17 protein-coding genes are annotated in these 25,725 nt (G+C 44.9%); 15 read left to right on the forward strand and 2 right to left on the reverse strand.

What is annotated here, in order from left to right; translation table 11 throughout:
* The first annotated feature begins 118 nt into the window (after positions 1–118).
* The 8 genes from NST40_RS07925 to NST40_RS07960 all read left to right on the forward strand — a co-directional run bounded on the left by NST40_RS07925 (position 119) and on the right by NST40_RS07960 (position 11,953).
* Complete coding sequence (locus NST40_RS07925) at positions 119–898, forward strand: response regulator (protein WP_076277082.1); 780 nt, start codon at positions 119–121, stop codon at positions 896–898.
* Between the two features lie 318 nt (positions 899–1,216).
* On the forward strand, positions 1,217–2,584 hold the full coding sequence (locus NST40_RS07930; RefSeq protein ID WP_076277081.1) for an extracellular solute-binding protein: 1,368 nt from the start codon (positions 1,217–1,219) through the stop codon (positions 2,582–2,584).
* Positions 2,585–2,712: 128 nt separating this feature from the next.
* Positions 2,713–3,594, forward strand: a complete 882-nt coding sequence (locus NST40_RS07935) for a sugar ABC transporter permease (protein ID WP_036675555.1) — start codon at positions 2,713–2,715, stop codon at positions 3,592–3,594.
* A 3-nt stretch (positions 3,595–3,597) separates the two neighbouring features.
* Positions 3,598–4,431, forward strand: a complete 834-nt coding sequence (locus tag NST40_RS07940) for a carbohydrate ABC transporter permease (protein ID WP_076126321.1) — start codon at positions 3,598–3,600, stop codon at positions 4,429–4,431.
* A gap of 76 nt (positions 4,432–4,507) precedes the next feature.
* Positions 4,508–5,539: a glycoside hydrolase family 130 protein gene (locus tag NST40_RS07945; RefSeq protein WP_076126323.1), complete on the forward strand. Its 1,032-nt coding sequence runs from the start codon at positions 4,508–4,510 to the stop codon at positions 5,537–5,539.
* Positions 5,540–6,888: 1,349 nt separating this feature from the next.
* Positions 6,889–7,851, forward strand: a complete 963-nt coding sequence (locus NST40_RS07950) for an alpha/beta fold hydrolase (protein ID WP_143761917.1) — start codon at positions 6,889–6,891, stop codon at positions 7,849–7,851.
* Positions 7,852–7,898: 47 nt separating this feature from the next.
* Entirely contained in the window at positions 7,899–9,971 is a 2,073-nt protein-coding gene (locus tag NST40_RS07955) for a methyl-accepting chemotaxis protein (protein ID WP_081398233.1), read from the forward strand.
* Positions 9,972–10,135: 164 nt separating this feature from the next.
* Entirely contained in the window at positions 10,136–11,953 is a 1,818-nt protein-coding gene (locus NST40_RS07960; protein ID WP_342410581.1) for a penicillin-binding protein 2, read from the forward strand.
* On the opposite strand, the gene NST40_RS07965 is transcribed toward NST40_RS07960, so the two are convergent.
* On the reverse strand, positions 11,911–13,104 hold the full coding sequence (locus NST40_RS07965; RefSeq protein ID WP_076219288.1) for an AI-2E family transporter: 1,194 nt from the start codon (positions 13,102–13,104) through the stop codon (positions 11,911–11,913). The two genes, NST40_RS07960 and NST40_RS07965, sit on opposite strands and share 43 nt — an antisense overlap.
* A gap of 208 nt (positions 13,105–13,312) precedes the next feature.
* Here NST40_RS07965 and NST40_RS07970 point away from each other — a divergent pair, with 208 nt between their 5' ends.
* Positions 13,313–14,713, forward strand: a complete 1,401-nt coding sequence (locus NST40_RS07970) for a polysaccharide deacetylase family protein (protein ID WP_076192865.1) — start codon at positions 13,313–13,315, stop codon at positions 14,711–14,713.
* Positions 14,714–14,889: 176 nt separating this feature from the next.
* Here NST40_RS07970 and ilvD read toward each other — a convergent pair whose 3' ends face one another.
* Positions 14,890–16,575, reverse strand: a complete 1,686-nt coding sequence (gene ilvD / locus NST40_RS07975) for a dihydroxy-acid dehydratase (protein WP_076134060.1) — start codon at positions 16,573–16,575, stop codon at positions 14,890–14,892.
* 493 nt (positions 16,576–17,068) lie between these two features.
* On the opposite strand from ilvD, the gene NST40_RS07980 reads away from it, so the two are divergent.
* The 6 genes from NST40_RS07980 (at position 17,069) to NST40_RS08005 (ending at position 25,723) form a co-directional block, all read left to right on the forward strand.
* Positions 17,069–18,022: a glycoside hydrolase family 43 protein gene (locus NST40_RS07980; protein WP_076184706.1), complete on the forward strand. Its 954-nt coding sequence runs from the start codon at positions 17,069–17,071 to the stop codon at positions 18,020–18,022.
* Positions 18,023–18,427: 405 nt separating this feature from the next.
* Positions 18,428–20,173, forward strand: coding sequence for an extracellular solute-binding protein (locus NST40_RS07985; protein WP_076277078.1), 1,746 nt, complete (start codon positions 18,428–18,430; stop codon positions 20,171–20,173).
* A gap of 11 nt (positions 20,174–20,184) precedes the next feature.
* Complete coding sequence (locus NST40_RS07990) at positions 20,185–21,156, forward strand: ABC transporter permease subunit (protein WP_076277077.1); 972 nt, start codon at positions 20,185–20,187, stop codon at positions 21,154–21,156.
* Between the two features lie 15 nt (positions 21,157–21,171).
* A complete protein-coding gene (locus tag NST40_RS07995) occupies positions 21,172–22,107 on the forward strand; it encodes a carbohydrate ABC transporter permease (protein WP_076126337.1) in 936 nt (311 codons plus the stop codon).
* 58 nt (positions 22,108–22,165) lie between these two features.
* Positions 22,166–23,947 (forward strand): glycoside hydrolase family 2, encoded by a 1,782-nt coding sequence (locus NST40_RS08000; RefSeq protein ID WP_076219286.1) that lies wholly within the window; start codon positions 22,166–22,168, stop codon positions 23,945–23,947.
* 27 nt (positions 23,948–23,974) lie between these two features.
* Positions 23,975–25,723, forward strand: coding sequence for a sugar-binding domain-containing protein (locus NST40_RS08005; protein WP_076277076.1), 1,749 nt, complete (start codon positions 23,975–23,977; stop codon positions 25,721–25,723).
* Positions 25,724–25,725 lie beyond the last annotated feature (2 nt).

A 25,725-nucleotide genomic window follows, 5' to 3' on the forward strand; every position in this document is an offset into this window, starting at 1 on the left:
TAAATATAAGACTATAAAAGGGCGCAATCGTACATTGACGTAATACATGGGGAGATACTATTCGTGATGATAGCGCAATCATAATAACTGGCGGATACAACTGGAGGGAATTACTCAAATGATAAATGTTATGATTGCGGACGACGAGGAAGTCATTCGCAGGGGGCTCGAAAAAATCACATCCAGAATGGAAATAGACGTACATGTAATTGGATCTTACGGCAACGGGTTGGAAGCCTGGGAACATTTAGAAAAGTTATCCCGGGAGGATATAGATCTGCTTATTACAGATATTAAAATGCCTAGAATGGATGGTTTTAAGCTGATTGAACAGGCTAGAGACCATATGGAGGATATCCCTATTGCTGTCCTTAGCGGTTTTAGTGAATTTGAATATGCCCGTCGAGCGATCCGTCATGGGGTGATGGATTATTTGCTTAAACCGATTGATAAGACTCAGCTATATGAACTGCTTAAGAGAGTAGAGGATGTAAAGAAAAAGACCGTGACGGAGCATGAGGAGATTTTCTCACAAGCTGCGGATGGCGGAGAACATTATGTAGTTGAGCAGACAAAAAGTATTCTGGAGAGAGAGTATGATCAGAACTTCGAGCTTGAACGCCTAGCGGAGATGGTGGGCATGAATGCGAGTTATCTCAGCCGTTTGTTCAAATTAAAGACGGGGCAGACGATCACAGACTATCTGATTCGGATTAGAATTTCTAAAGCAAAGGAACTGTTAATGGTGCATCCTGACCTGAAAAATTATGAAATTGCCGAGAAGGTGGGTTATAGCGATCCGGTATATTTTAATAAATTGTTCAAGAAAATGTGTGGTATGACACCTAAGGATTATAAAAGCGGCTGTAAATTCCCGAAAATTGAACGTGAGTTTTAGGCATATATAGGAAGTTATTTATTAGGAGGGCGAAAAGCTCTCTTTTTTTATGGATATTTTTATAAATTAGATAACAAAATTATTATAAGTAAAACAAAAATAACAAATATAAGACCAGAAAAAGCAATTGAAACCATCGTTTTGCGTCGAAAATAGATTTATAATGGGTTTGTAAGCGATATCATCACTTGTTTTCAAGAGTAATTCAGATAATCCGGCATTAATGGCTACTCTTTCAAGTTATGAGTGATGATAAAAGTTATTATTTTGTTATTTACCTAAAACTAGAGTTGAATTGAAGAGAGGGGTCGTAACAGCATGAAAAAAGGCAAAACAATGATGGGCTTGACGGCACTAACACTTGTGGCGGGATTGTTTAGCGGTTGTTCCTCAAACAACAACACTAACAATGAAGCTGCTAAAAACACAGGGAACAATGGTTCTTCAGCAGAGGCAACTGCTCCAGCTGATGGCACAGCAGCCAAGGATATCAAAGGGGATATCACAGTCATAACGCAAAGAACAGATATTGTTGATACCGTATTCAAAGAGTATGCAGCTAAATTTAATGAGAAATATCCTGATGTAAAGGTGAACTTTGAAGCGCTCGCTACTTACGAAGATCAAATTAAAATTCGTATGAGCACTAGTGATTATGGCGACGTTCTTTTGTTACCTACTAGCATAGCTGTAAAAGATATTCCTGATTTCTTCGAACCCCTTGGCAAGCTTGAAGAAATGAGCAAACAATACACAGGGTTGGAAGAACGTGCAGTAGACGGAGTTGCCTATGGTATTCCGATGACTATCAACTTTAACGGGATTATCTATAACAAACAAGTCTTCAAAGATGCCGGAATTACAGAGGTTCCCAAAACCCCTGAACAATTCTTGACTGCTCTGCAGACTATTAAAGACAAAACACAAGCTGTTCCTCTTTACACAAATTACGCAGCAGGCTGGACATTGACACAATGGGAAGCGGATCTGGCTACAGTAGCTGGTGACCGTGATTATGTGAACATTGCTCAAGTGGCTAGCGACGACAACTATGTAGCGGGTCAACCACACTATGAATTGTACAAAATTCTGTACGATGCAGCACAAAAAGGTTTGATTGAAGAAGATCCAACTACAACAGACTGGGAATCTTCCAAAGCTGATCTGGCCAACGGAAAAATTGGGACTATGGTGCTTGGATCTTGGGCAATTGGCCAAATCAAAGGCCTGGCTACAAATCCAGACGATGTTGGATTTATGCCTTTCCCAACCAATGCGGATAAAATCCTTGTGCCGCTTGCTGGGGACTACAATCTGGGTGTCAGCGTGCACAGTAAAAACAAAGAAGCTGCTAGAGCTTGGGTGGATTGGTTCATCAACGAATCTAACTATCCTACAACTGAAGGCGGCGGTATGAGCCCGGCTATCGGTGCAGAGCTTCCAGAAATCCTGAAACAATATGAAGGTACAGATGTAACCTTTGATACTCTTGCTCCTGCTAAAGCTGGCGAAGAAGGCTGGTCTGATGAAATCGACAAACAAGCTGAGATCGGTGCTTGGCAGCCAGACTTCAAGAAACGGATTATTGAAGCAGCGATTGGCAACAGAAAAGAATCCTATGATGACATCATGAAAGACCTGAACGACAAGTGGAAAGCCGCTCGCGCTAAAGTCACAGCACAGTAACAACTATAAGCTTCTTAGATGCTATAGGCGGTAGTGAATGTGGGAGGGGATATGCTAACAAGCATTTCCCCCTTCACATTTAAACGAGTCTTAAATAAATGAGGATGCTTTTTCTGGAGGTGTATCGGGTGTTTAAGTTTTCAAATTTGAGCTATAAAAATCAAAGAATCGCTATCATCATCTTATTCTCATTAGTGCCGATATTGTTGCTGCTCACATTCGCTTATTATCCAGTCATCAGTATGTTTCGGTACAGCTTCACCAGTTGGAATGGATTGAGCAAAAATATGGAATATGTCGGTTTAGAAAACTACAAGACCATTTTTACGAAACCTGAGTATTTTTCTGTGTTTAAGGTCAGCTTGTATTATTTCTTTACCACCTTTATTCAGATGGCACTTGCCTTGTATTTTGCAACCATCTTGAGCTTTAGTGTTCGCATGAAAAACTTGTTTAAAGGGATTTTGTTCTTCCCAACCTTGCTAAACGGTGTAGCAATCGGTTTTATCTTCCTGTTCTTTTTCAAACCAGATGGAACGTTAGATACGATTCTTAATCTGATTGGGCTTGGCAGTCTGCAGCAGAAATGGCTTCTGAATCCTAACTTGATCAACTTCTCGCTCGCAGGTGCGTCACTGTGGAGATACATGGGAATGAACTTCCTAATTTTCCTCGGAGCTATTTCTTCTATTGGTAAGGATATCTATGAGGCCGCTGAAATTGACGGTGCAAACAGATGGCATCAGTTTATGCATATTATTTTGCCAAGTATTAAACGTATTCTGCAATTGAACTTGATTCTTGCGGTTAGTGGCGCCATTGGGGTATTCGAAATTCCATACGTCATGACAGGCGGATCTAACGGAAGTAGTACATTCGTAATTCAGACGGTCGATGTAGCTTTCAAATACAGCAAGGTTGGTTTGGCATCGGCGATGGCCGTGGTATTGCTGGGTATTGTTATCATAGTTACTATTTTGCAGCGCGTTCTGATCAAGGAGGAGAAATAAACTATGCATTCTGTAAAATATACCACTGCTAGTATATTCAAATATCTCACCTTGATTTTGGGAGCACTTGTAGCTTTGATACCTATCGTGGTCGTGTTTTTCGCTTCATTAAAAACCGGAGCCGAATATGCTTCTACCGGACCGTTAACGCTGCCAGAGAATTGGTTGAATTTCTCCAACTACACTAAGGCTTTTGTAGACGGAAAAATGCTGCTCGGTTTTAAAAATACTGTCATTATCGTTGTGATTTCTATTGCGGGTGCTACGTTGACGGGTTCGATGATGGCTTATATTTTATCGCGCTTCAAATTTAAAGGCAGTAAGATCCTAATTAGTATGTTCCTGATTGCCACCCTGATTCCAGGTGTAACTACACAAGTGGCTACTTTCCAAATCATCAATCACTTGGGATTATTTAATACCAGATGGGCACCAATCGTTATGTACTTGGGCACGGATATTATCGCTGTTTATATCTTCATGCAGTTTTTGGATTCGATCTCCGAGTCACTGGATGAATCCGCGATGCTGGACGGAGCTTCTTATTGGACGATTTATTGGAGAATTATTTTGCCACTGTTGAAGCCGGCTATTGTTACTGTAGTGATCGTGAAGGGTGTTAATATTTATAACGATTTTTACACCCCTTTCCTTTATATGCCGAAAACAGATCTGCAAACGATCTCCACAGCACTCTTCAAGTTTAAAGGTCCATATGGATCGCAGTGGGAAGTAATATGTGCGGCGATTATGATCGCAATTATACCGACATTGGTTGTGTTTACCGCCTTGCAAAAATATATCTATAATGGTTTTTCACAAGGTTCTGTAAAGTGAGCTCAACAGTAAATTTAATAACAGTACAAGATAAAATAGCATACTGAAAAGTTGCATACATTTGGAGGGAAAACTAATGAGTGAAGTAAAATTGGTTGGAGCAAGTGCAATTAACATCCCGAACATGCCTTGGCAAGAAAAGCCTGCTGGCTACGAGAATCCGATTTGGAGACATAATGATAACCCGGTTATCAAAAGAAATCCTGCAAAAGGTGTAGCCCGTATTTTCAATAGTGCGGTTGCTGCGTATGAAGGCAGTTTTATTGGTGTATTTCGTGTAGAAGATAACACTACTCGTCCGCATCTGCGTATGGGACATAGTGTGGATGGTTTGGATTGGAAAATCGATGATGAGCCGATCCGATTTATAGATGAAGAAGGTAATCCTTATCAGCCGCGTTATGCTTACGATCCGCGTCTGGTGAAGGTTGAAGATACATTTTATATTATCTGGTGTACAGATTTCTACGGAGCAGCTATTGGGGTAGCAAAAACACAAGATTTCAAAACATTTATCAGCTTGGAAAACCCATTCCTGCCATTCAACCGGAACGGCGTACTGTTCCCTAGAAAAATCAACAACAACTTCGTGATGTTGTCCCGTCCAAGTGACAGTGGCCATACGCCATTTGGTGATGTATTCCTTAGTGAGAGCCCTGACTTCGTATATTGGGGAAAACACCGCCATGTAATGACCAAGGGTGGTCAAGGCTGGTGGCAAAGTGTCAAAATTGGTGGCGGACCAGCGCCGATTGAAACTACTGAAGGCTGGTTGATGTTCTACCATGGCGTAACTGGAACGTGCAATGGTCTTGTGTATAGTATGGGAGCGGTTATTTTGGACATCAATGAGCCCTCGAAAGTAAAATATCGCTCGAAGAACTTTGTATTAACGCCAGAAGAATGGTACGAGGAAAGAGGTTTTGTGAATAACGTCCTGTTCCCATGTGCTACTCTGCATGATGCAGAAACCGGCCGTATCGCCATCTATTATGGCGCGGCTGATACTTATGTAGGCGTTGCTTATACAACGGTTGATGAAATCGTCAACTATGTTATCGAAACCCATGAAGAGGTTGGCGATGATGCAGGTTTAGGCAAAATCTAATTGGACTTAATAACCTATATTTTCAGTGAGCTTGCTAGAGTTCCGGAGAATTGCGTAGCGTAGAGTTCGAAAGAAGTGTGTTGGGTTTGGTGTGTTGAATGTTGTTGGGTGTGCTCAGTGCGGAGGTTGCCTTGTGCGACCTCCGTGTTCTGTTGCAGAATGTACAACAGAACGACACATTATCGCCTGTAATAGATAAGTAGCAGGTGAGGGGGAAATTCGGCTCTGTTGGCGATTCTGATCACTCTGTTGTTTAGTCACTCTGTGGTTTGGTCACTCTATGGCTCTGACGTAAATAGTTGCACTTTGTGCATTTAAACTAACATTTCTTTGGTCACTAGGCGATATAGTTGCACTTCGTGCAACTATATCAGCGAAGTAACCACCAAAAGATCCTTTTGCCGTTTTTTAGTTGTACAAAGTGCAACTAAGATTAGAAACAAATATATTTCAGCTGTAATAGCTGCACAAAGTGCAACTATCCAGTCGCAAACTGTTACTGTGCCGATTATAAAGAAGTTAATAGGCAAAATGGAAATGTGGGTGTTGTGAAGGCAATAAGAAGATAGCGGATAAGTGGAATGTGAGTGGTTGTAGAGGTAATAAGAAGGTAGTAGGTACGTGGAATGTGAGTGGGTGTTGTGAAGGCAATAAGAAGATAGCGGATAAGTGGAATGTGAGTGGTTGTAGAGGTAATAAGAAGGTAGTAGGTACGTGGAATGTGAGTGGGTGTTGTGACGGCAATAGGAAGGTAGCGTGCAAGTGGAATGTGAGTGGTTGTAGAGGTAATAAGAAGGTAGTGGTACGTGGAATATGATTAGTTGTGGAGGTAATAGGCAAGCAGCGAGTGAGTGGTGAATGTGGCTCTGTTGGCTTTTCTGCTACTCTGTTGCTTAGTTACTCTATGGCTTGGTCACTCTATGGCTCTGACGTAAATAGTTGCACTATGTGCACTTAAACTAACTATACCTAAGGTGCTAAGCGATATAATTGCACTTCGTGCAACTATATCAGCGAAGTAACCACCAAAAGCTCCTTTTACCGTTTTTTAGTTGTACAAAGTGCAACTAGGAGGGGAAACACACATATTCAACTGTAATAGCTGCACAAAGTGCAACTATCCAGCCTCGGAGCTGCGACTAAACTATCCAGTCGCAGAAAACGCAACTATTGCATCCCACTCCATCGCAACTTTGCCATCGCAACTATCCCATCGCAACTATCCATACATCAACGGAAAACCCATATTGGGTTTTCCGTTTCTATCTAGCATAGTAACTGTAACGAACTTCGCGGTTACAAACAGCAGGCGAACAATATCGTTACATAACTTAAGGAGGAACAATATTTTGGGAAGCGACATGAATTTGTCACAGTTAAAGGAATATAACGGAAGTAGTCCAAAACCGGATGATTTCGAGCAATTTTGGGAGCGGGCATTGCGTGATCTGGATGCACAGCCGCTGGATTATGAACTGGAACCAGCGGAGTTTGTCAGTGAACTTGCGGAATGTTTTCATTTGTATTTTACCGGAGTTGGCGGTGCAAGAATCCATTGCAAATATGTAAGACCGAAGAACAGCGTACATAAAAAAGGTCCCGGTGTAGTGATGTTCCATGGATACTCCTGTGACAGCGGGGATTGGATGGAGAAGGTGGCTTATGCTGCTCACGGGATTAGCGTCCTGGCGATGGATTGTCGCGGCCAGGGTGGCCTCTCCGAAGATAACCTTACCGTAAAAGGGACTACGATACGCGGACATATCATTCGAGGGATGGATGATCCTAATCCTGATAATCTTTATTATCGCAATGTGTTTTTGGATACGGCACAAACCGCCAGAGTTCTGATGTCTATGGATGAAGTTGATCCTGAACGTGTAGGTGCCTTTGGACTATCTCAAGGTGGAGCGCTGACAGTGGCTTGTGCAGCATTAGAGCCTCGCATAAAAATAGCCCTGCCTGTATATCCCTTCCTTTCAGATTATAAACGTGCTTGGGAGCTGGATATTACCACCTCAGCTTATGAGGAGATCAACTATTATTTCCGTTTTTTTGATCCTCATCATTTGCGTGAGGATGAGATTTTTAATAGGCTCGGTTATATCGATATTCAGAATCTTGCCGAAAGAATACAGGCTAAAGTACTGTGGGTTACCGGGTTATCCGATACGATTTGTCCACCTTCAACTCAATTTGCCGCATACAATAAAATACTAGCGTCCAAAGAGCTTATGGTTTATTATGAGTACGGTCATGAGTATTTACCATATCTTGCCGATCGGGCGTTGGAATTGTTCATGACCTTGTAAGAGATAAGCCAGCAGGCATAACTGAAGACAACGGTGGTGAACAATTGATGAAGTCGCAAGTAAAAAAAGAAAAGGCGCATTTCCAGCTGCACCCTGCCAAATCGATTGGGGTGCGGCTTTTTCTCATCTTCTTCATCTCAACAATGGTGCTCGTTCTCTCACTTGGCTACATTTCCTATTCCGTAGCTGAGCAAACGATCGAGAATAACGCGCTGTCAGCCAATCAACAGACAGTCGTCCAAGCTGCAGAGAAGTTTGATGTTGAATTATTGCGTTATGAGGATGGCCTAGGAAGAATTCTTTACAACAATGAGATTCAGGATGCACTCAAACAAGGGAATAATCCCACTACAAGTAATGAGGAACGTAATTTGCAGTCCAACCAGATTAGCGCCGAGCTAAATGCCTGGCTGACCGCATCAAAGGGGGTAGAAGCTGTATACCTCATCCCGATGAATCAGGAAGTCCCTACTTCGTCAGCGGGATCAAAAGACAGCGCTTTTATCAAAGAATTCAGAGAGTCCTCATGGTTCAAGCAGCTTGAGGAGCAACCACAAACATTGTGGATTCCCCGATCAGAACAGGGGCAAGCCGGAAATACTTCGGGTATGTTTCATTTGGCACAATCGATAGCTGGGGATACACAAAGCCCGGGATACATAATTATCTGTGATATTAGAATTAGTGAATTAGAAAATCAGCTTCGTAAAATTGATCTCGGACCCAGCTCTTACATGCAATTGCTGACGGATAAGGATGAATTGATCGCATCGTCCCAGCAAGTGGGAACAGATACTTATCTCAGTCTGGGAGGGACTCTTCTTCATGGTTTGGAGCATGAGGCTGGATCATTGCCAACGAAGGATGAGAAAGGAAAATCCATTCTGGCTGTGTACGGGACGATGGAAAGCTCCAGCTGGAGATTGCTTGGTGTTGTTCCGGCTGAGAATCTTACGAAAGACGCACTTCGTATTCTAAAAACTACATATATTATTGTTGCGGTGGCTGCTATTGTCGCCATTCTAATTGGTTACTGGATGTACAGAATGGTATCTAAGCCCTTGACCCGACTTAAGGATCTAATGTCTCAAGGGGCAGATGGAAATCTTGGAGTACGTACGGATATTACCTCACGAGATGAAATTGGTCAGTTATCGGGTTCCTTTAATAGGATGATGGAACGGATCACAGAACTGGTAATCCATACTAATGAAACCGCGAGGAAGGTAATGGAAACTGCCGATGAACTTAGTAGAGTATCGCGTAAGACAGCGATGGCAGCCAAAGAGATTGCCGCAGCGACAGAAGAAATTGCCGGAGGTTCAGGCAGCCTAGCTTTGGAGGCGGACCAGGGTAACGAGCTTACGGGGCAAATTTCGGTGCAAATGAACAAAGTGAACTCAGCTACGCATGAGATGGATCATACCGCACATAATATCGGCGTGCTTAGTGAAGAAGGTTTTAATGAGTTAAAAGAGCTGCTTGGCAAGACCAATAAGACGGGTGACATGACGAATAAGCTCGTGTTGAAAGTGAATGAACTGCAAGACACCACATCATCAGTGATGAAGGTGCTTGATGTTATGCAGAATATTACACAGCAGACGAATATTTTGTCTCTAAATGCAACGATAGAAGCGGCAAGGGCAGGGGAGTCCGGCCGGGGGTTTATGGTAGTGGCCGATGAAATACGCCAGCTTGCAGATCAGTCCAAAGAATCCATTGCTGTGGTGGCTAATATAACAGACACCATTATGAAGGATATGAACGAGACCGTAGGTGTTCTCTCGGAAGTAGCCCCTCTTTTTAATCAGCAGGTTACTTCAGTGGAGAGCACTAGCGATATCTTCGTATCTGTACAGGATCAGATGCGTCATTTTATTACACGCTTGGAATCTGTTGCTTTATCGATGGATAGCTTGAGCCAATCCCAGAAGGTACTGTCAAATTCGATGGGCAATATCAGCTCCATTGCAGAAGAATCATCAGCAGCTTCTCAAGAAGTGGCTTCGCTTAGCGGGGAGCAACAAAGTGTGAGTGATCATTTAGTAGAGCTGTCTGAGCAGCTTGAGCATGCGTCCCGGCAGTTGCAAGAAAAACTGTCCAAGTTTAATTTGTAACTTTGCATAACCTAAGTAAATAATTTTAAAACAAAGACCAGTCTCCAATTATTTGGGACTGGTCTTTGTGCTATTCAAAAGGCTATAAATTAGCTAACTAAGCATGAGTGTAAATAATCCAGCGGGTGGGACATAATAAAGGCTATGAACGTCAGTCAGGAGGAATGGGATTGCACAATAATGTCCACAGACGTATACTCGGCGGACTGATTATTTTATGTTCAGTTGTAGCCGTGTTGGTCCTTAGGCTGGCGTGGATTCAACTGTTTATGAAGGAACAGACGGTCCCTGGAACGAAATATACACTTGCAAAGATGGCAGAAATTCAAAGCGAACGGGAAACTGTATTGGACTCTGGGCGGGGGCGTCTGTATGACCGAAAGAGTGAACCCCTTGCCGGGGAAACCATTTGGACGGCTGCGTTTTTTCCTCAAGAGGCGAAGGCTAGGAATACCGTGACGCAGGTCGTATACGAAGAAGCTGAGTCCATGCACCGGTTGGCAGCTATCCTTGGAGTGAGTTATGAGCAATTGCTAAACAAGCGCTCTTCCCTTAAAGAACCATTGCTTTGGCCATCCTCAGTGGGAAAAGGACCGCTCGCACTTACATCCGCACAAGCAGAAGAAGTGAGTGCATTGGGGATCGACGGCGTAGGCGTGCTTCCTTTTGCTCGCAGATATGATGGGAAAGCAACTGGTCGGCAGTGGCTTGGATATTTATCGGAAGAGGTCCCAAACACTGGTGGGAAGGCTTCCCCATCGGGGCTGAGAATTCCGATGAAAGGAACGGACGGGTTAGAAAAAACCCTGGAGCCGTTGCTTCGAGGTGTAGGGCATACTGAGGCATATGCTCAGGTTGATGCGCGCGGGCAACGTGTCCCGGGCAGTCCCATTCAAGTGCGAGCCCCGGGCAATCCGTATTATCCGCTGTCTTTATATACAACGATTGATAAAAAGCTTCAGGAACAAATAGAGGAGTTATCTGTCAAAGCTGGAATGAAGGAAGGAGCCGTGGTGGTGTTAGACACCGGAACGGGAGATATTGAAGCCATGGTATCTTTACCTTTTTACGACCCAGAGAAGATATCCCCTGAAGGGGGAGAGTGGAATAACCGGGCGTTGCAGGCTGCCGTACCTGGATCAATTTTCAAAATCGTCACAGCAGCAGCAGCACTAGAAGCCGGGGTCACCTCAGCGGATGAGCTTTTCTATTGTTCAGGGCAATATGAGAAATATGGATTGTCTTGTCTAAAAGGAAAAGGACACGGTCCCCTCACGCTGGCGCAAGGGTTCGCCGTGTCCTGTAATACTGTATTTGCTGCGCTGGCAGAACGTTTGAGTGGGGCGCAGCTTCAAGCGACAGCACTCGCGCTGGGGCTTGGAAGAGATATTAGCTGGCAAGCGGAGAATACACTTGGTTTTCCAGTTCTTAAGCCACTGTCCGGTGAGCAGAAGGGGACGATCTTTACTTCTTTGCTGCCGGATGATCCAGGCGCCAGAGTGCAGACGGCCATTGGGCAGCGAGATGTGCAAGTGACCCCACTTCAGGCAGCGAACCTGGTGGTGACGTTACTGCATGGCGGGGAAGTGAGAGCGCCAAGAATACTCCAGCGTGTAACCTTTGCAAATGGGCAAAAGCTAGAGGATCTGCCGGGTCATCTTTCCCCTTCAACTGCCGGGAGGATCTCAGAATCTACAGCCCGCCAGCTGCTGTCCTGGATGCGTAAAGTAGTTACGGATGGAACCGGCACAAGTCTGCAGAGCACGAAATGGCCGGTTGCCGGGAAATCAGGTACGGCACAAACCCTTGTTAAAGGTATGCCACGTAACAATCAATGGTTTATCGGCTATGGGCCGCTGGATCATCCCAGATATGCTGTGTCGGTAGCGGTGGAGAACGTCGCTCCGGACAGCTCACATCTAGCCGTTAAGCTGTTCGGTCAGATATTGGATTTATTATCATCGGTTCCCTCTGGAGCTTGAGGTTCAGGTGGTGGCGCAGAGCTGGTCTGATTGGAAGCTGGACCGTTAGCTGCAAAGGGTGAAACGATAAATTCCTCTTGCGGGAGATAGATCCAGCTCTGAAGATACCCTTGTTGAATCAGTTCTTTTATCAGAATAAGCAGAATCGGCGACAGTATCAGACCAGCCATACCGAAAGCAGATGTGGACAGAATGACGAACGACAGCATAAGGAAGGCTGAGGATACGCCAATCGAATTCCCGGTAATCTTCGGCTCAAGCAATTGCCTAACAATTAGTACAATGGCAAGGAGGATAATTAATCCGATAGCCAGTGAAGTATTGCCCACGATGAACAAATAGATGATCCAAGGGACTAAAATTGTTGTCACGCCAAGAAGCGGCAAAACATCAAATACCGCGCAGACTAATGCCATTGTGATTTCGTTGCCGGTTCGCAGAATAAATAAGCCGACTAGAACTATGGCAAAAGTAATGCTGATCAGAATAAGTTGTGCTTTTAAATAGGAACCGATAGCTTTAAAAACATTGCCTTGCAAAAAGGCGAAGGCGTTCTTAAAAGTTTTTGGCATTTTGTCATGCGCGATTTTACGCCAATCTTTGATTTCCATGCTAAGGAAAAATGCCAAAATAATGGCTATCCCGAAATTGGCCATGAAGGTGGAGAAGGAGCCTAGAATACCGGCCATGTATTTTAGAAAAGTGATCAGCCATCCTGTTAGGACATCCGTGGCATCTTTAAAGTACCCGTTGACCTTGTTCGTAATATCGGGTGGCAAGTTATCTATTTTTTGCTGCAGGTAGGTCGTGGTCTCCACAAAATGCTGCTGCACCACATATGTATATTTAGGGAGGTTCTCTTGGAAGTGAAGGGCCTGGAACGTAATCAGTAGACCGGCACCAAATAATGTACCTAACAGCACAATCAGAAAGAGCAACACTGAAATAGCGGAGGCAAAAGGTTTACCAAGACCACGGCGGTTCAAGAAGCGGGCCAAGGGTTCGATAAGCAAAAATACAAAAAAAGACAGGAATACAGGTGCAGCTAACTGATACAGCTTACTAAAGGAGAACATAATTAGATAAACCGTGAGGACAATTAATCCGATGTCAAAAAATGTGCGCCAATATTTTTTGTATAACGGCAGCATAGATATAAACAACTCCCTTTTTTTATAAGTGGATACGCCAGGTTGATTACATTGTACATGATTTTACTTTAAAAGCGTCTATTTCTTTGATACATGTGTTAAAATAGGGGGTAACGTTTTTTTATTCTACTTCACTTGGCCGTTTCACGGGTTCTGCTTGCAGACATTAGGCGAGCCAAAGTCAACTCTGGAAAAGCGGGGAATTAATATGCAGACTTTGCTGCTCTGGTTATTTTACATCTCATCATTTTATGCTTTTATCCCTGGTATGATCAGCCGGATTTTTGGTTACCGTGTCTTTCGTAAAGGAACTGGGCGAAATGAATTCGCACTGACCTTCGATGATGGACCTGATCCTCGATTTACACCATTACTGCTGGAATTACTGAAGAGGTATGATGCAAAAGCAACCTTTTTTGTAGTCGGCTCTAATGCTGAACGTTATCCTGATCTTATTCAGCGTATCCATGATGAGGGACATCTCATCGGAATTCATAATTATGTTCACAAGACGAACTGGCTCATGCGGCCAGCAACCGTCCGCCGGCAGATTCAACGTACGAATGATATTATCTATAATATTATTGGCGAACGCAGTACGTATTACCGTCCACCTTGGGGTATTGTCAATTTATTTGATATTTCCAAACGACGCCAAGTTGAAATTGTGCTTTGGTCGGCAATGTTTGGCGATTGGCGTGAGAAGCTCGGCGCCGAAAAACTCACTGAGAAGATGCTGGCCCGTCTAAATCCCGGGGAAGTGATGTTGTTGCATGATAGCGGCACAACGCTGGGTGCAGATGCGGATGCTCCAGGGAATATGCTTGTGGCTCTTGAGCAGACTCTGGAGGAAGCCCGTAAACGGGGACTCCGCAGCATTCGGATTGATGAGATGATTAAGATGGCTGAGACGTCACCTATCCGGCGCTTATCTTTTGGTAAACGGGTGCTTGTAGGACTTTGGTTAGCTTGGGAACAGGTATTTCAAGCTCTCTTTCATCTCCAAACGATTACTCCGTCAGATCCTTTCCTGCATTATCGGATGCGGAAATATCAGGGCGAACCGGTTGAACTCGAGGGTGGAGAGCTGCTGCGTAAAGGCGACAAAGTCATTGAGCTGCACATCGATAATAAACAGTTGTTCGAATTAGGAATTCATTCACGTTCTTCCGCTCAACTAGCGATTCGAATGATCCGCAGAATGGAAAAGGATCTGCCCATTCTTGCTGAGATCATTGCCAAAGATGTGGATCTTGCAGAAGCCAAAGCGCTTTACGGAGTCAGCATGATTAACCGGGGACCGGAGAAATTCGGCTTTACCGTACGTGATTTGCCGGATGGCTTATTCGCACGTTCCTCCAAATTTTACTTAAGAATCCTGTTAAGTGTGATTCATCCAGCAGGTGGGGCAAGGCTTAAAGAACGGAGCGAGGTCCTTGTGCCGAAGCTTATCCTGATGCCTGTCTCAGAGCTGCTCAAAAAGATGAATCAACAGCTGCCTCATCATCCGAAAACTGCAAAAAAACGCAAATCGCAACAGGAAGAATCGTTGTCACTTAATGATTCGGTTGCGGATGTAGAAATGCCAGGTGCGACAGTAACCAATTGATTCATGATCTTATTGATAAATATTTTACAGTGGACATGTAAAGAGATGTTCTACAATCCAGCGATGGTTGTGGAACATTTTTTTATTGGGATAATTAAAAAAAGAGCAGCCCGCCATTAGAAATACTAAGGTGGGACTGCTCTTGCTTGTTTTAATATTCTTTTTTGCTAAAGGGATTAGATCTTCAGCACTGCGCCGTTACTTGCATTGGTTACCATTTTGGAGTAACGAGCCAGGTAACCAGTTTTAACTTTAGGTTCGAATTCTTTCCAACCCGTACGACGAACTGCTAATACTTCTTCTTCAACCAGCAATTCAATCTTCCGGTTGTTGAGATCCAGCTCAATGATGTCTCCATCCTCAACAAAAGCGATCGGACCGCCTTCAGCTGCCTCTGGAGAGATATGACCGATACTGATTCCGCGGGAAGCCCCCGAGAAACGACCGTCTGTAATCAGACCGACCTTAGCACCTAGCCCCATACCCACGATTTGTGAAGTAGGCGCCAGCATTTCCGGCATTCCTGGTCCGCCCTTAGGACCTTCATAGCGGATAACGACTACATGGCCTTCTTTAACTTTACCGTTCGCGATACCTTCCAGTGCAGCTTCTTGGGAATCAAAGCAGATCGCAGGACCTTTATGATATCCACCTACTGAAGCATCAACTGCACCAACCTTGATGATAGAACCCTCTGGAGCCAAGTTTCCGTAAAGTACGGCAAGACCGCCTCTTTCGGAGTAAGGGTTGTCGATAGTATGAATTACGGAAGTATCTTGGATCTCGTGTCCGATTACGTTCTCAGCTAATGTTTTGCCGGTAACGGTCATACATTCCCCGAACAGAGCACCTGGTTTCTTCAGCAGTTCATTCAATACAGCACTAACGCCGCCCGCACGGTCCACATCTTCGATAAAGATATCAGAAGCTGGAGCCAGCTTAGCCAGATAGGGAACACGGTTTGCAACTTCGTTAATGCGTTCAAGCGGATAATCGATACCTGCTTCTTGAGCTAATGCAAGGGTGTGCAGCACTGTGTTAGTAGAACCACCCATTGCCATATCCAGTGCAAATGCGTTATCAAGGGATTCTTTAGTTACGATATCTCTTGGTTTAAGATCCAGCTTAATCAATTCCATCAGTTGTGTTGCGGATTTGCGAACAAATTCTCTACGCTCATCAGCAACAGCCAGAATCGTACCGTTACCTGGCAATGCCAGTCCAAGTGCTTCTGCAAGGCAGTTCATGGAGTTGGCAGTGAACATTCCGGAACAAGATCCACAGGTAGGACAACCAAATTGTTCTAATTCAAGCAGCTCTGCATCGTTGATTTTGCCGACTTGGTGAGCACCAACGCCTTCAAATACCGAGGTCAGAGAGAGCTTTTTACCTTTACTATCTACGCCGGCTTTCATTGGGCCGCCGCTTACGAACATGGTTGGGATGTTAACACGCAGAGCGCCCATCATCATGCCCGGTGTAATTTTATCACAGTTAGGGATGCAGACCATGCCATCGAACCAATGCGCGGAAACTACAGTTTCCAAGGCGTCAGCGATGATCTCGCGGCTTGGCAGTGAATAACGCATGCCGATATGTCCCATAGCAATCCCGTCATCTACGCCGATCGTATTGAATTCAAAAGGAACGCCACCAGCTTCGCGAATCGCTTCCTTAACGATTTTACCGAACTCTTGCAAATGCACATGCCCTGGAACAATATCAATATAGGAATTGCAGACCGCAATAAACGGCTTTCCGAAATCTTCTTCTTTTACTCCGGCTGCTCTCAGGAGACTACGGTGTGGAGCACGGTCAAAGCCTTTTTTAATCATGTCTGAACGCATTTTCTTGGCTGCCATAATGACATTCCCCCCTAAATGAATTTCAATCAAATATAGTGTCGCATTAACGCAATGAACTCCAAAGACCTGCGTATATACGGTTTATAGAAAGAACGGGGACCTGCTTCCTCAATAAGAAAAGCGATGCCGTTTCTATAAAAAAAGCCGCTGTTTTGGTATAAACAGTTACCGCCTAAAATGAACGGAGAAGTCATTGTTATTAGTGAGTCTATCACAAAGAGCACGTTTTTTCTACCGGACAATGTGAAGTTTGTCGATTGACGCAAAGCGTGGGAAGTGGAGGAAAAGCTCATTTTCGAAAGGAAAGTGCTTTATTTGGAAAATGGAACAGGGTTCGGATGTATCTATTTACCACTCTAGACAACTTTAGGAGAGCTGAGTATGATGGGAGTTATTATTTTATGGGAGGTGCTGGAAAATCGGGATTTGTCTATTATTATCGCCGCGGTGGATCGTTTTACGGGGATGAAAAGCTAAGGAGGGAAAGGGAATGTCACAGCGTACAACTTTTTTAAATCCAATTGTAGCAAGCTCAGGAGACCCATGGGTATTCAAACATACCGATGGCTATTATTACTTTATGGCCACAAAAGCTAAATGTCTGGAGCTGACGAGATCTAGAACCTTGACCGGCCTTGCGGAGGGCGACAAGAAAGTGATCTGGTCTCCCGAACCGGGGGGCAGCTACAGTTACAATCTGTGGGCGCCGGAAATTCATCATTTGGACAACAGATGGTACATTTACTACACTGCGAATGACGGAGGAGGCGACGATTCACGGCGGATTTGTGTGCTGGAGAATGAAGCAGCGAACCCGCTGGAAGGACAGTGGGTATGGAGAGGGGCTTTGCAGACACCTGTCCCAGGGTTGGATGGAACAGTAATGTCTTTGCGGGATCAGCTGTATTTTCTGTATGCGGGATATGGTCATTTTCCTGATTATGGGTCAGCTATTTACATTATGCGAATGAGTAATCCTTGGACCTTGGAAGGGGAGCATCACTTGCTTACCGCTCCAACTCTGTCATGGGAGAAGCAAGGTGGAATGGCGATTAACGAAGGTCCGGTAATTTTGCAGCGAAACAATCGTATTTTCATGGTTTATTCGGCAAGTACGACTTGGTCTGAGGATTATGCACTAGGGATGCTCACCATGAGCGAAGCGGCAGATCCTTTGCAACCGCTGTCATGGGAAAAATCAATGTCGCCTGTATTTTGCAAAAGTGTAGAGAACGGGATTTTTGCCACGGGGCACAATAGCTTCACACATTCTCCTGATGGCAAGGAAGATTGGATAGTCTATCATGCGCTTCCTTCCGCTGGAGCGGATGTGTCTTTGCGCGCGACCCGTATCCAGAAATTTGGGTGGAAGGTGGATGGGACACCAGATTTTGGGGTTCCTTGTAGGGATACGCTTGCTCAGACCGTTCCGTCGGGAGAATAAGAATAAAACAGGAAATCAAGACTGAAAAGGCCATTCATTACAGAAAAACTGTAATGAATGGCCTTTTCATGTAATGCAGATATTTTTATTCGCTGTCGATAATAATTGACGAAAAACGCCTGCTTTATAAGGGGTTTTTCGCCAAAATACAGGATGGTTAGTATGCTTTTTTAATAGGTTTGTAGTTGGCATAGCCATATATTTGTTTGAGAAAAGTTCATAAGATTACAAAATTATTGTATGAAAGCGTTGACATATGAATTTTGGATGCTTATAATTCGATCTGAGATACAGAAAAACTGTATTAATCAAGGGGAGTTATCTACAGGTCAAAAAGGAGCGTGGTTCCAAGCTTTGGATTTGCTTAAGGCGTTGTGGCAAATATTTTATAGTGGGAGGTTAAGTATGAAGAACAATGCAAAGCGTTATTTTAGTCTTTTATTTGTGTTAATACTGATCATTTCGACTGTAACAGCATGTAGTGGCAACAGTGCAAACAATGGGGTTGATAAGGGTGTCTCCAACAACAAAGAGAACGAGAGCACAGCCAAAGACCCGGTTGAGTTTACAGATATCAGCGCAGACATACGCGGCAATACAGCCCCAACGCAAGAGCAAATCGACGAAGTTAATCATTCCTTGAATGATACATACCTCGGCGACGTCTTCGATGAAGTCATTCCAAATGATTACTCAGCTTATCCTGTTAAAGGTGATGTGGTTCTGGATGTATGGATGCCTGCGAATTCCAATATTCCGGATATGAACAATCATGCTGTCCAGAAGCAGGTGGAGCAATTAACGGGAATCAAAGTAAACTTCATCACGCCGCCAATCGGCCAGGAAGCGGATGCCTTCACGCTGATGATCTCCTCCGGTGAACTGCCTGACATTATCATTGAGCCGGGACGTTATCCGGGAGGTTTTGAAGCGGGCGTAAATGACGGCGCTTATATCGATCTGACAGATCTGATGGAGAAAAATGCTCCGAACTATACGAAGTGGCGCAATTCGGATGAATCAAGAAGAAAAACCACGGTCACAGATGACGGCAAGCTGCTCGGCTTCTATGGCATCGCCCCATATTCAGAGTGGACTTGGTTTGGAACATTGATTAAGCAGGAAGCGCTGGACAAAACAGGGCTTGAAGTTCCAAATACGATTGATGAATGGCATACCTTCCTGACAAAAGCAAAGGAAGTCGGATACAAAGCACCGCTTAATTACGGCTCTACTTACGGCCAGATTTTTACCGGCATCATAAATGGCGCATATGGAGTATGGGATTGGACGTTCCTTGATGAGAATGGCAAAGTGGCCTGGGGGCCAGCACAGCCGAAAGCTAAGGAATATTTGACCACCATGCAGCAATGGAACAAAGAAGGATTACTGAACCCGGACTGGGCAACGGCAGACTTTAACCAGAGAATGGCGAGCGCCATTTCGGGAGATACCGCGATGATGATGGACTCTCCGGATACGATGTGGAGTTATTGGAAAGAGCAAAGCGGTATCGACTTTGTGGGCGCACTGAACCCGGTTCTGAACAAAGGAGATAAGTCCGCAACCACGTACAAAAATTTCAAAAGAGCGGGTATCGAAGCTGCGATCACCACGCAAAGCAAAAATGTAGAAGCGGCAATGGCTTGGCTTGATTTTAATTACAGTAAAAAGGGCTGGGAATTGATTAACTTTGGTGAATATGGCACGGTCCACCTGATTGATGAGACGGGAATGCCTTATTATCCAGAGAACAGTTATATCTTTAAAGACCCTGAAGGTCAGCCCGTATCGACAACCTTATGGAAATACCGGATGCACAACTGGCCGGATATCCGGGATGAGCATCATTCCAACCCGCTGATCGCTGCCAAAGGAAGTTACTCGGGAGACATTCGCAAGAATTGGACAGAAAATATGGATACTAGTATGGCTATGCCACCTATTTCCTTTACCAAAGATGAAGCTTCGCGGGAAGCCGAGCTTGGAAACCAGCTGTCGACACTGCGCGGAGAGTATTTTGCAAAAATCATAATGGGAGACCTGCCGGTAGATGCCTATGATAAATTTTTGAAAGAAGCTCAGAGTATGGGACTGGAAGAGTTTTTGAGTATCCATCAGGCAGCCTTAGATCGATATAACAAACGATAGGTGGTTGTTTTATGGAAATATTACAAAAAAACAGAGCGATAAAGCCCATTCCTCAGGACGCCAAACCTAAAAATACCAAGTTAGTGATTAAGAAGGATTTGAAAAAGAACTGGTTTGTCTATCTGTTGGCTGTCCCTGTTGTAGCGTGGTTCCTGATTTTCTGCTACGGGCCGATGTGGGGGGTTATGATCGCCTTCAAGGATTTTAAACCCCTGCTGGGGTTTGGCCAGAGCGAGTGGGTAGGGTTTAAGCACTTTATTGATTTTTTCCAAGGGCCTTATTTCTGGCGGGTCGTTAAAAACACCCTTCTCCTCAATATTTGGGGGATTGCCTTTGGATTTACAGCCCCGATTATTCTGTCCTTGATGCTGAACGAAATCCGTGGGGTTAAGTTTAAAAAAGTGGTCCAAACGATCACCTATATGCCGCACTTTATTTCCCTGGTGGTGGTATGCGGGATCATTCATATCTTTGCCGCAGATGAAGGGATTATCACGCAAATCCTGCAATTTATTACCGGAAATGAGTACTCTTCACTGCTCGGCTATTCTTCGTTCTTCCGGCCGATTTATACCTTCTCCGGCATTTGGCAGAGCATCGGCTGGGATAGCATCATCTACCTTGCGGCGATGAGTTCCATCGATACTTCATTATATGAAGCTGCTGAAATTGACGGAGTGGGACGGATTAAAAAAATGTGGCATATTACGCTGCCGCAGATCAGCCCAGTTATCATCATTCTGTTTATTTTTGCCATCGGCGGGTTGATGTCGTCCGGGTACGAGAAGATTATCCTGCTGTACAATCCTCTGATCTATGATACGGCGGATGTTATTGCCTCTTACGTGTATCGTCGCGGTTTAAGAGAAGCCAGTCTTAGTTATTCCACGGCTGTGGGCTTGGTCAGCTCAATCGTTAACTTCGGGCTGCTCTGGATGACCAATACAATAGCCAAACGCAGGTCCGAGGTCAGCTTATGGTAAGAAAGAGGGACAGCTATGAAAGATAATTTGCAGCGTAAAGCGAAAAAAAGACGAAAACATAAATCCATCGGCGACAGAGTGTTTGACGGCACACTTTATACTCTGCTGACCGCATTAACCTTGGTGTGTTTTTATCCGATCCTGCACATCCTGTTTGCCTCCGTCAGCGACCCCGGCATGTTGATTGCTCATAAAGGGATTTTGCTGAAACCGCTGGGATTCACTTTGGATGGCTATAAGCTGGTATTTAAAGATAACAGTCTGATCAACGGCTATAAAAACACGATTATATATGTAGGATTAGGCACATTAGTCAACATGATCATGACCATTCTGGGAGCTTATGTATTATCCAGACGAGGATTGTATTTCAAAAATTTCATCATGATCCTGATTACAATCACCATGTTTTTTGGCGGCGGGTTGATTCCTTGGTTCTTATTAATGAAGGATATTGGTCTGTACAATAATTTGTGGGCCATGATTTTGCCAAGTGCTTTAAGCACATGGAACATTATTATCCTACGAACTAGCTTTCAAGCCATTCCGCAGGAATTGGAGGAAGCGGCTACCATTGACGGGGCAAGTCAGGCCCATATTTTAACGAATGTGATTCTTCCGCTGTCCAAAGCTACGCTGGCCGTAATCTTTTTATACTATTTAGTGGGGAACTGGAACTCATGGTTTAATGCGATGGTGTTGTTGAAGGACAGACAGCTGTTCCCACTGCAGCTATTAATGAAGGAAATATTAGTAGCTAATGATGCAACCGCAACCTCGATCGGCAGTGCAGGCGGGGTAGTCATCGATAGTGCCCAGAGCCAGACGGCTTTCCGCGAGCTGGTTAAGTATTGTGCGATCGTCGTTTCTACGCTTCCTATATTAATGGTATATCCTTTCTTGCAAAAATATTTTGTTAAAGGTGTTTACGTAGGTTCGATTAAAGGATAGCGGGCAAAAAATCAAGTTCATCTTATATAGAAATTATTTAATAGGAGTGAAGTACACCATGTTGACAGAAGCAAGCAGCACATCCGTTCCACGTCCGGAATATCCAAGACCCCAATTTGCCCGTAAGGATTGGCTTAACCTAAATGGAGAATGGGATTTTACGTTTGATGATGAAGATGTCGGTGAGGAAGAACAATGGTATCGGACGGACACAAAGGGTTTATTTTCACGGGTTATTCAAGTGCCCTTTGCGTTTCAGAGCAAGCTGAGCGGGATTGAAGATCCTTCATTTCATGATGTTGTGTGGTATAGAAGAACTTTTGAAGTTCCTGAGGGTTGGAACGGGAAGCGGATTGTACTCCATTTCGGCGCCGTTGATTATTTGGCAAAAGTCTGGGTGAATGGTCAGCTGGTGGCCGTGCATGAAGGCGGACATACACCATTTCAGATCGATATCACTCCTTCGCTGCTCAAAGGAAGGAATACCATCATACTGCGCGCAGAGGATTTCAGCCGCGATGTCACCTTGCCGCGGGGCAAGCAATATTGGCTGGAGCAGTCTGCTGCCATCTTTTATACCCGCACAACCGGAATCTGGCAGAGTGTCTGGCTTGAACCGCTGTCTGCAGTGCATCTGAGTAAAACCATGATGACACCAGATATTGACCGCAATGAAATCCGGCTTCGGACCTTTCTGCAAGGATTTAAGTCTGCTGATCCGCTCAAGCTGCGCATAACGGTATCGTATGACGGTGAAGTGATTGCGGAAGATCAATATATGGTCATGAATGCTGAGCAGCTGCGCACTATCGGCTTGGGTGATTTTGCGGATCATGGTCTTGGACGTTTATGGAGCCCTGAGCATCCGAATTTGTATGATATTCAATTTCAATTGCTTCGGAATGAGGAAGTAATTGACGAAGTGGCGAGTTATTTCGGCATGCGCAAGGTGTCGATTGAAAATGGCAAGCTATGCTTGAATAACCGCCCATATTTCCAGAGACTGGTGCTGGATCAGGGGTACTTCCCTGACGGGATACTAACCGCACCTACAGACGAAGAGCTGAAACGTGATACCCAGCTGACGAAAGAAATGGGCTTTAACGGGGTGAGAAAACATCAGAAGACAGAAGATCCCCGGTTCCTGTATTGGTGTGATAAGCTCGGCCTGCTGGTATGGAGTGAGGCAGCCAATGCTTACGAATATTCCGAGGAGTATGTCCGCCGCTTCACGAAGGAATGGCAGGAGATCATCGAGCGCGACTATAACCATCCTTGTATCGTGACCTGGGTTCCGCTTAATGAGAGCTGGGGTGTTCCCAATGTCCAGATTGATACACGCCAGCAGCAGCACGGATTGGCTATGTATCATTTAACGAAATCCTTGGATGAGATGAGACCTGTTGTGTATAACGATGGGTGGGAGCATATGACTACAGATTTGGTGACTATTCATGACTATGAGAGCCATCAGGCAGTGCTGGAGGAGAGATATGCCACGGCAGAATCTTCTGTAAATGCGATGCCGGCCAACCGCAAAATATTTGTCGGTGGAGCTTCGTATCAAGGCCAGCCGATTCTCGTATCCGAGTTTGGTGGAATTGCCTTCAAGAAAAGTGAGTGGGAGGGCTGGGGTTATTCTGGGGCAGAGAATGAAGAGGATTTCCTGATGAAGCTCAAGGCTGTGGTTGACCCGATGTTCACTTCCCCGGTGATCCAAGGGTATTGCTATACCCAGCTGACGGATGTCGAGCAGGAAATCAACGGACTGCTCACCTATGATAGACAGCCCAAAGCTCCGCTTGAAGCGATCCGCAACATTATGATGCATATCCAATAAATAACATTTACTAAAAGGAGTTACACCATGACACAACAAGCAACGCTTCCGCGTCCTGAATATCCCCGCCCTGACTTTATTCGACCAGAGTGGATCAATCTGAACGGCCAGTGGCAATTCGAAATTGATCATGGCAAAAGTGGGAAGGAACGCGGATACCCTGTTAACGAACATAATCTCTCAGGGACAATTACTGTGCCCTTCTGTCCGGAAAGCAAGCTGTCCGGTGTAGAATATAAAGATTTTATGGCTGCTGTATGGTATAAAAGGGAGTTTACCGTGCCGGAGAGCTGGACAAATGGCAGAGTTATCCTTCATTTTGGTGCCGTTGATTATATGGCGGAGGTCTGGGTGAACGGCGTATCCGTAGGTACGCACCGCGGAGGATATACTCCGTTTAGCTTTGATATTACTTCTAATCTTTTAGCGGGCAGTAATGTGATTACTGTCTATGCTGAAGACGACGTTCGATCGGGACGACAGCCACGGGGCAAGCAGAGTGAACAGTTCCATTCGCACGGCTGTGATTATACACGCACTACAGGAATCTGGCAGACGGTATGGCTTGAGCAAGTCCCTGAAACCTATCTGTCTAATCTGAAAGTTGTCGCTGATCCCGACAATGGCTGTGTGCACCTCGAAATGAAGGTACAAGGGAACGCAGCGGGGGACACGCTTAGGGCCACTGCTCTTTATGGCGGCAAACCGGTTGGGGACAGCAGTGTGATCGTTTCCGGACCCTCTATAAAACTTACGATTCCACTATCAGAGATTCACTTGTGGGAAGTTGGAAACGCCAGATTGTATGACCTGAAGTTGTCCTTGCATAGTCAGGGACGGGAGAGTGACGTGGTCCATTCCTATTTTGGACTCCGCACGGTACGACTGGATGGGATGGCATTCCGGATCAATGGGAAATCCGTATTTCAGCGGTTAGTTCTGGATCAAGGTTTTTATCCGGAGGGAATCTATACCGCTCCTACTGATGAAGATCTGCGCAGAGACATCGAAATCTCAATAGGGCTTGGCTTCAATGGCGCGAGGCTTCACGAGAAGATCTTTGAGCCGCGTTATCTTTATTGGGCTGACCAATTAGGTTATCTTGTCTGGGGAGAGCATGCCAATTGGGGGTTGAATATTACTGGAGCGGATAGCCTGACTCACTTCCTGCCGGAATGGCTCGAAGGTATGCAGCGTGATTTCAATCATCCCGCGCTGATCGGCTGGTGCCCTTTTAATGAGACCTGGGACCGGGACGGTGCGAAACAGCATAACCCCGTGCTCCAGATTGTTTACAACGTAACAAAACGTATGGATCCAACACGTCCAGTAATTGATACAAGCGGCAACTTCCATGTGGCTACAGATATCTTCGATCTTCATGACTATGACCAGAATCCGCAGACGTTCCGGGACAGATATGAACCGATGAAAAGTGGCGGAGAAGTATTCAATACCTTCCCGGATCGCCAAACGTATGAAGGTCAACCTTACTTCATCAGCGAGTATGGCGGAATTTGGTGGAACCCGCAGCAGAAAGATGAAAAATCATGGGGGTATGGGGACAGACCGACCTCAGAGCAAATGTTTATCGAACGCTACGAGGGGTTGACGAATGTTTTATTAGATCATCCGCTGATGTTTGGATTCTGCTATACCCAGCTGTACGATGTGGAACAGGAAGTCAATGGACTGTACACTTATGACAGACAGCCGAAGTTCGACCCCGAGCGTATCCGCGGCATCAATGCGCGTAAGGCTGCAATTGAAGATTAGAG

The organism is Paenibacillus sp. FSL R10-2778 (genome assembly GCF_038593035.1).
Taxonomy (GTDB): Bacteria; Bacillota; Bacilli; order Paenibacillales; family Paenibacillaceae; genus Paenibacillus_AQ; species Paenibacillus_AQ odorifer.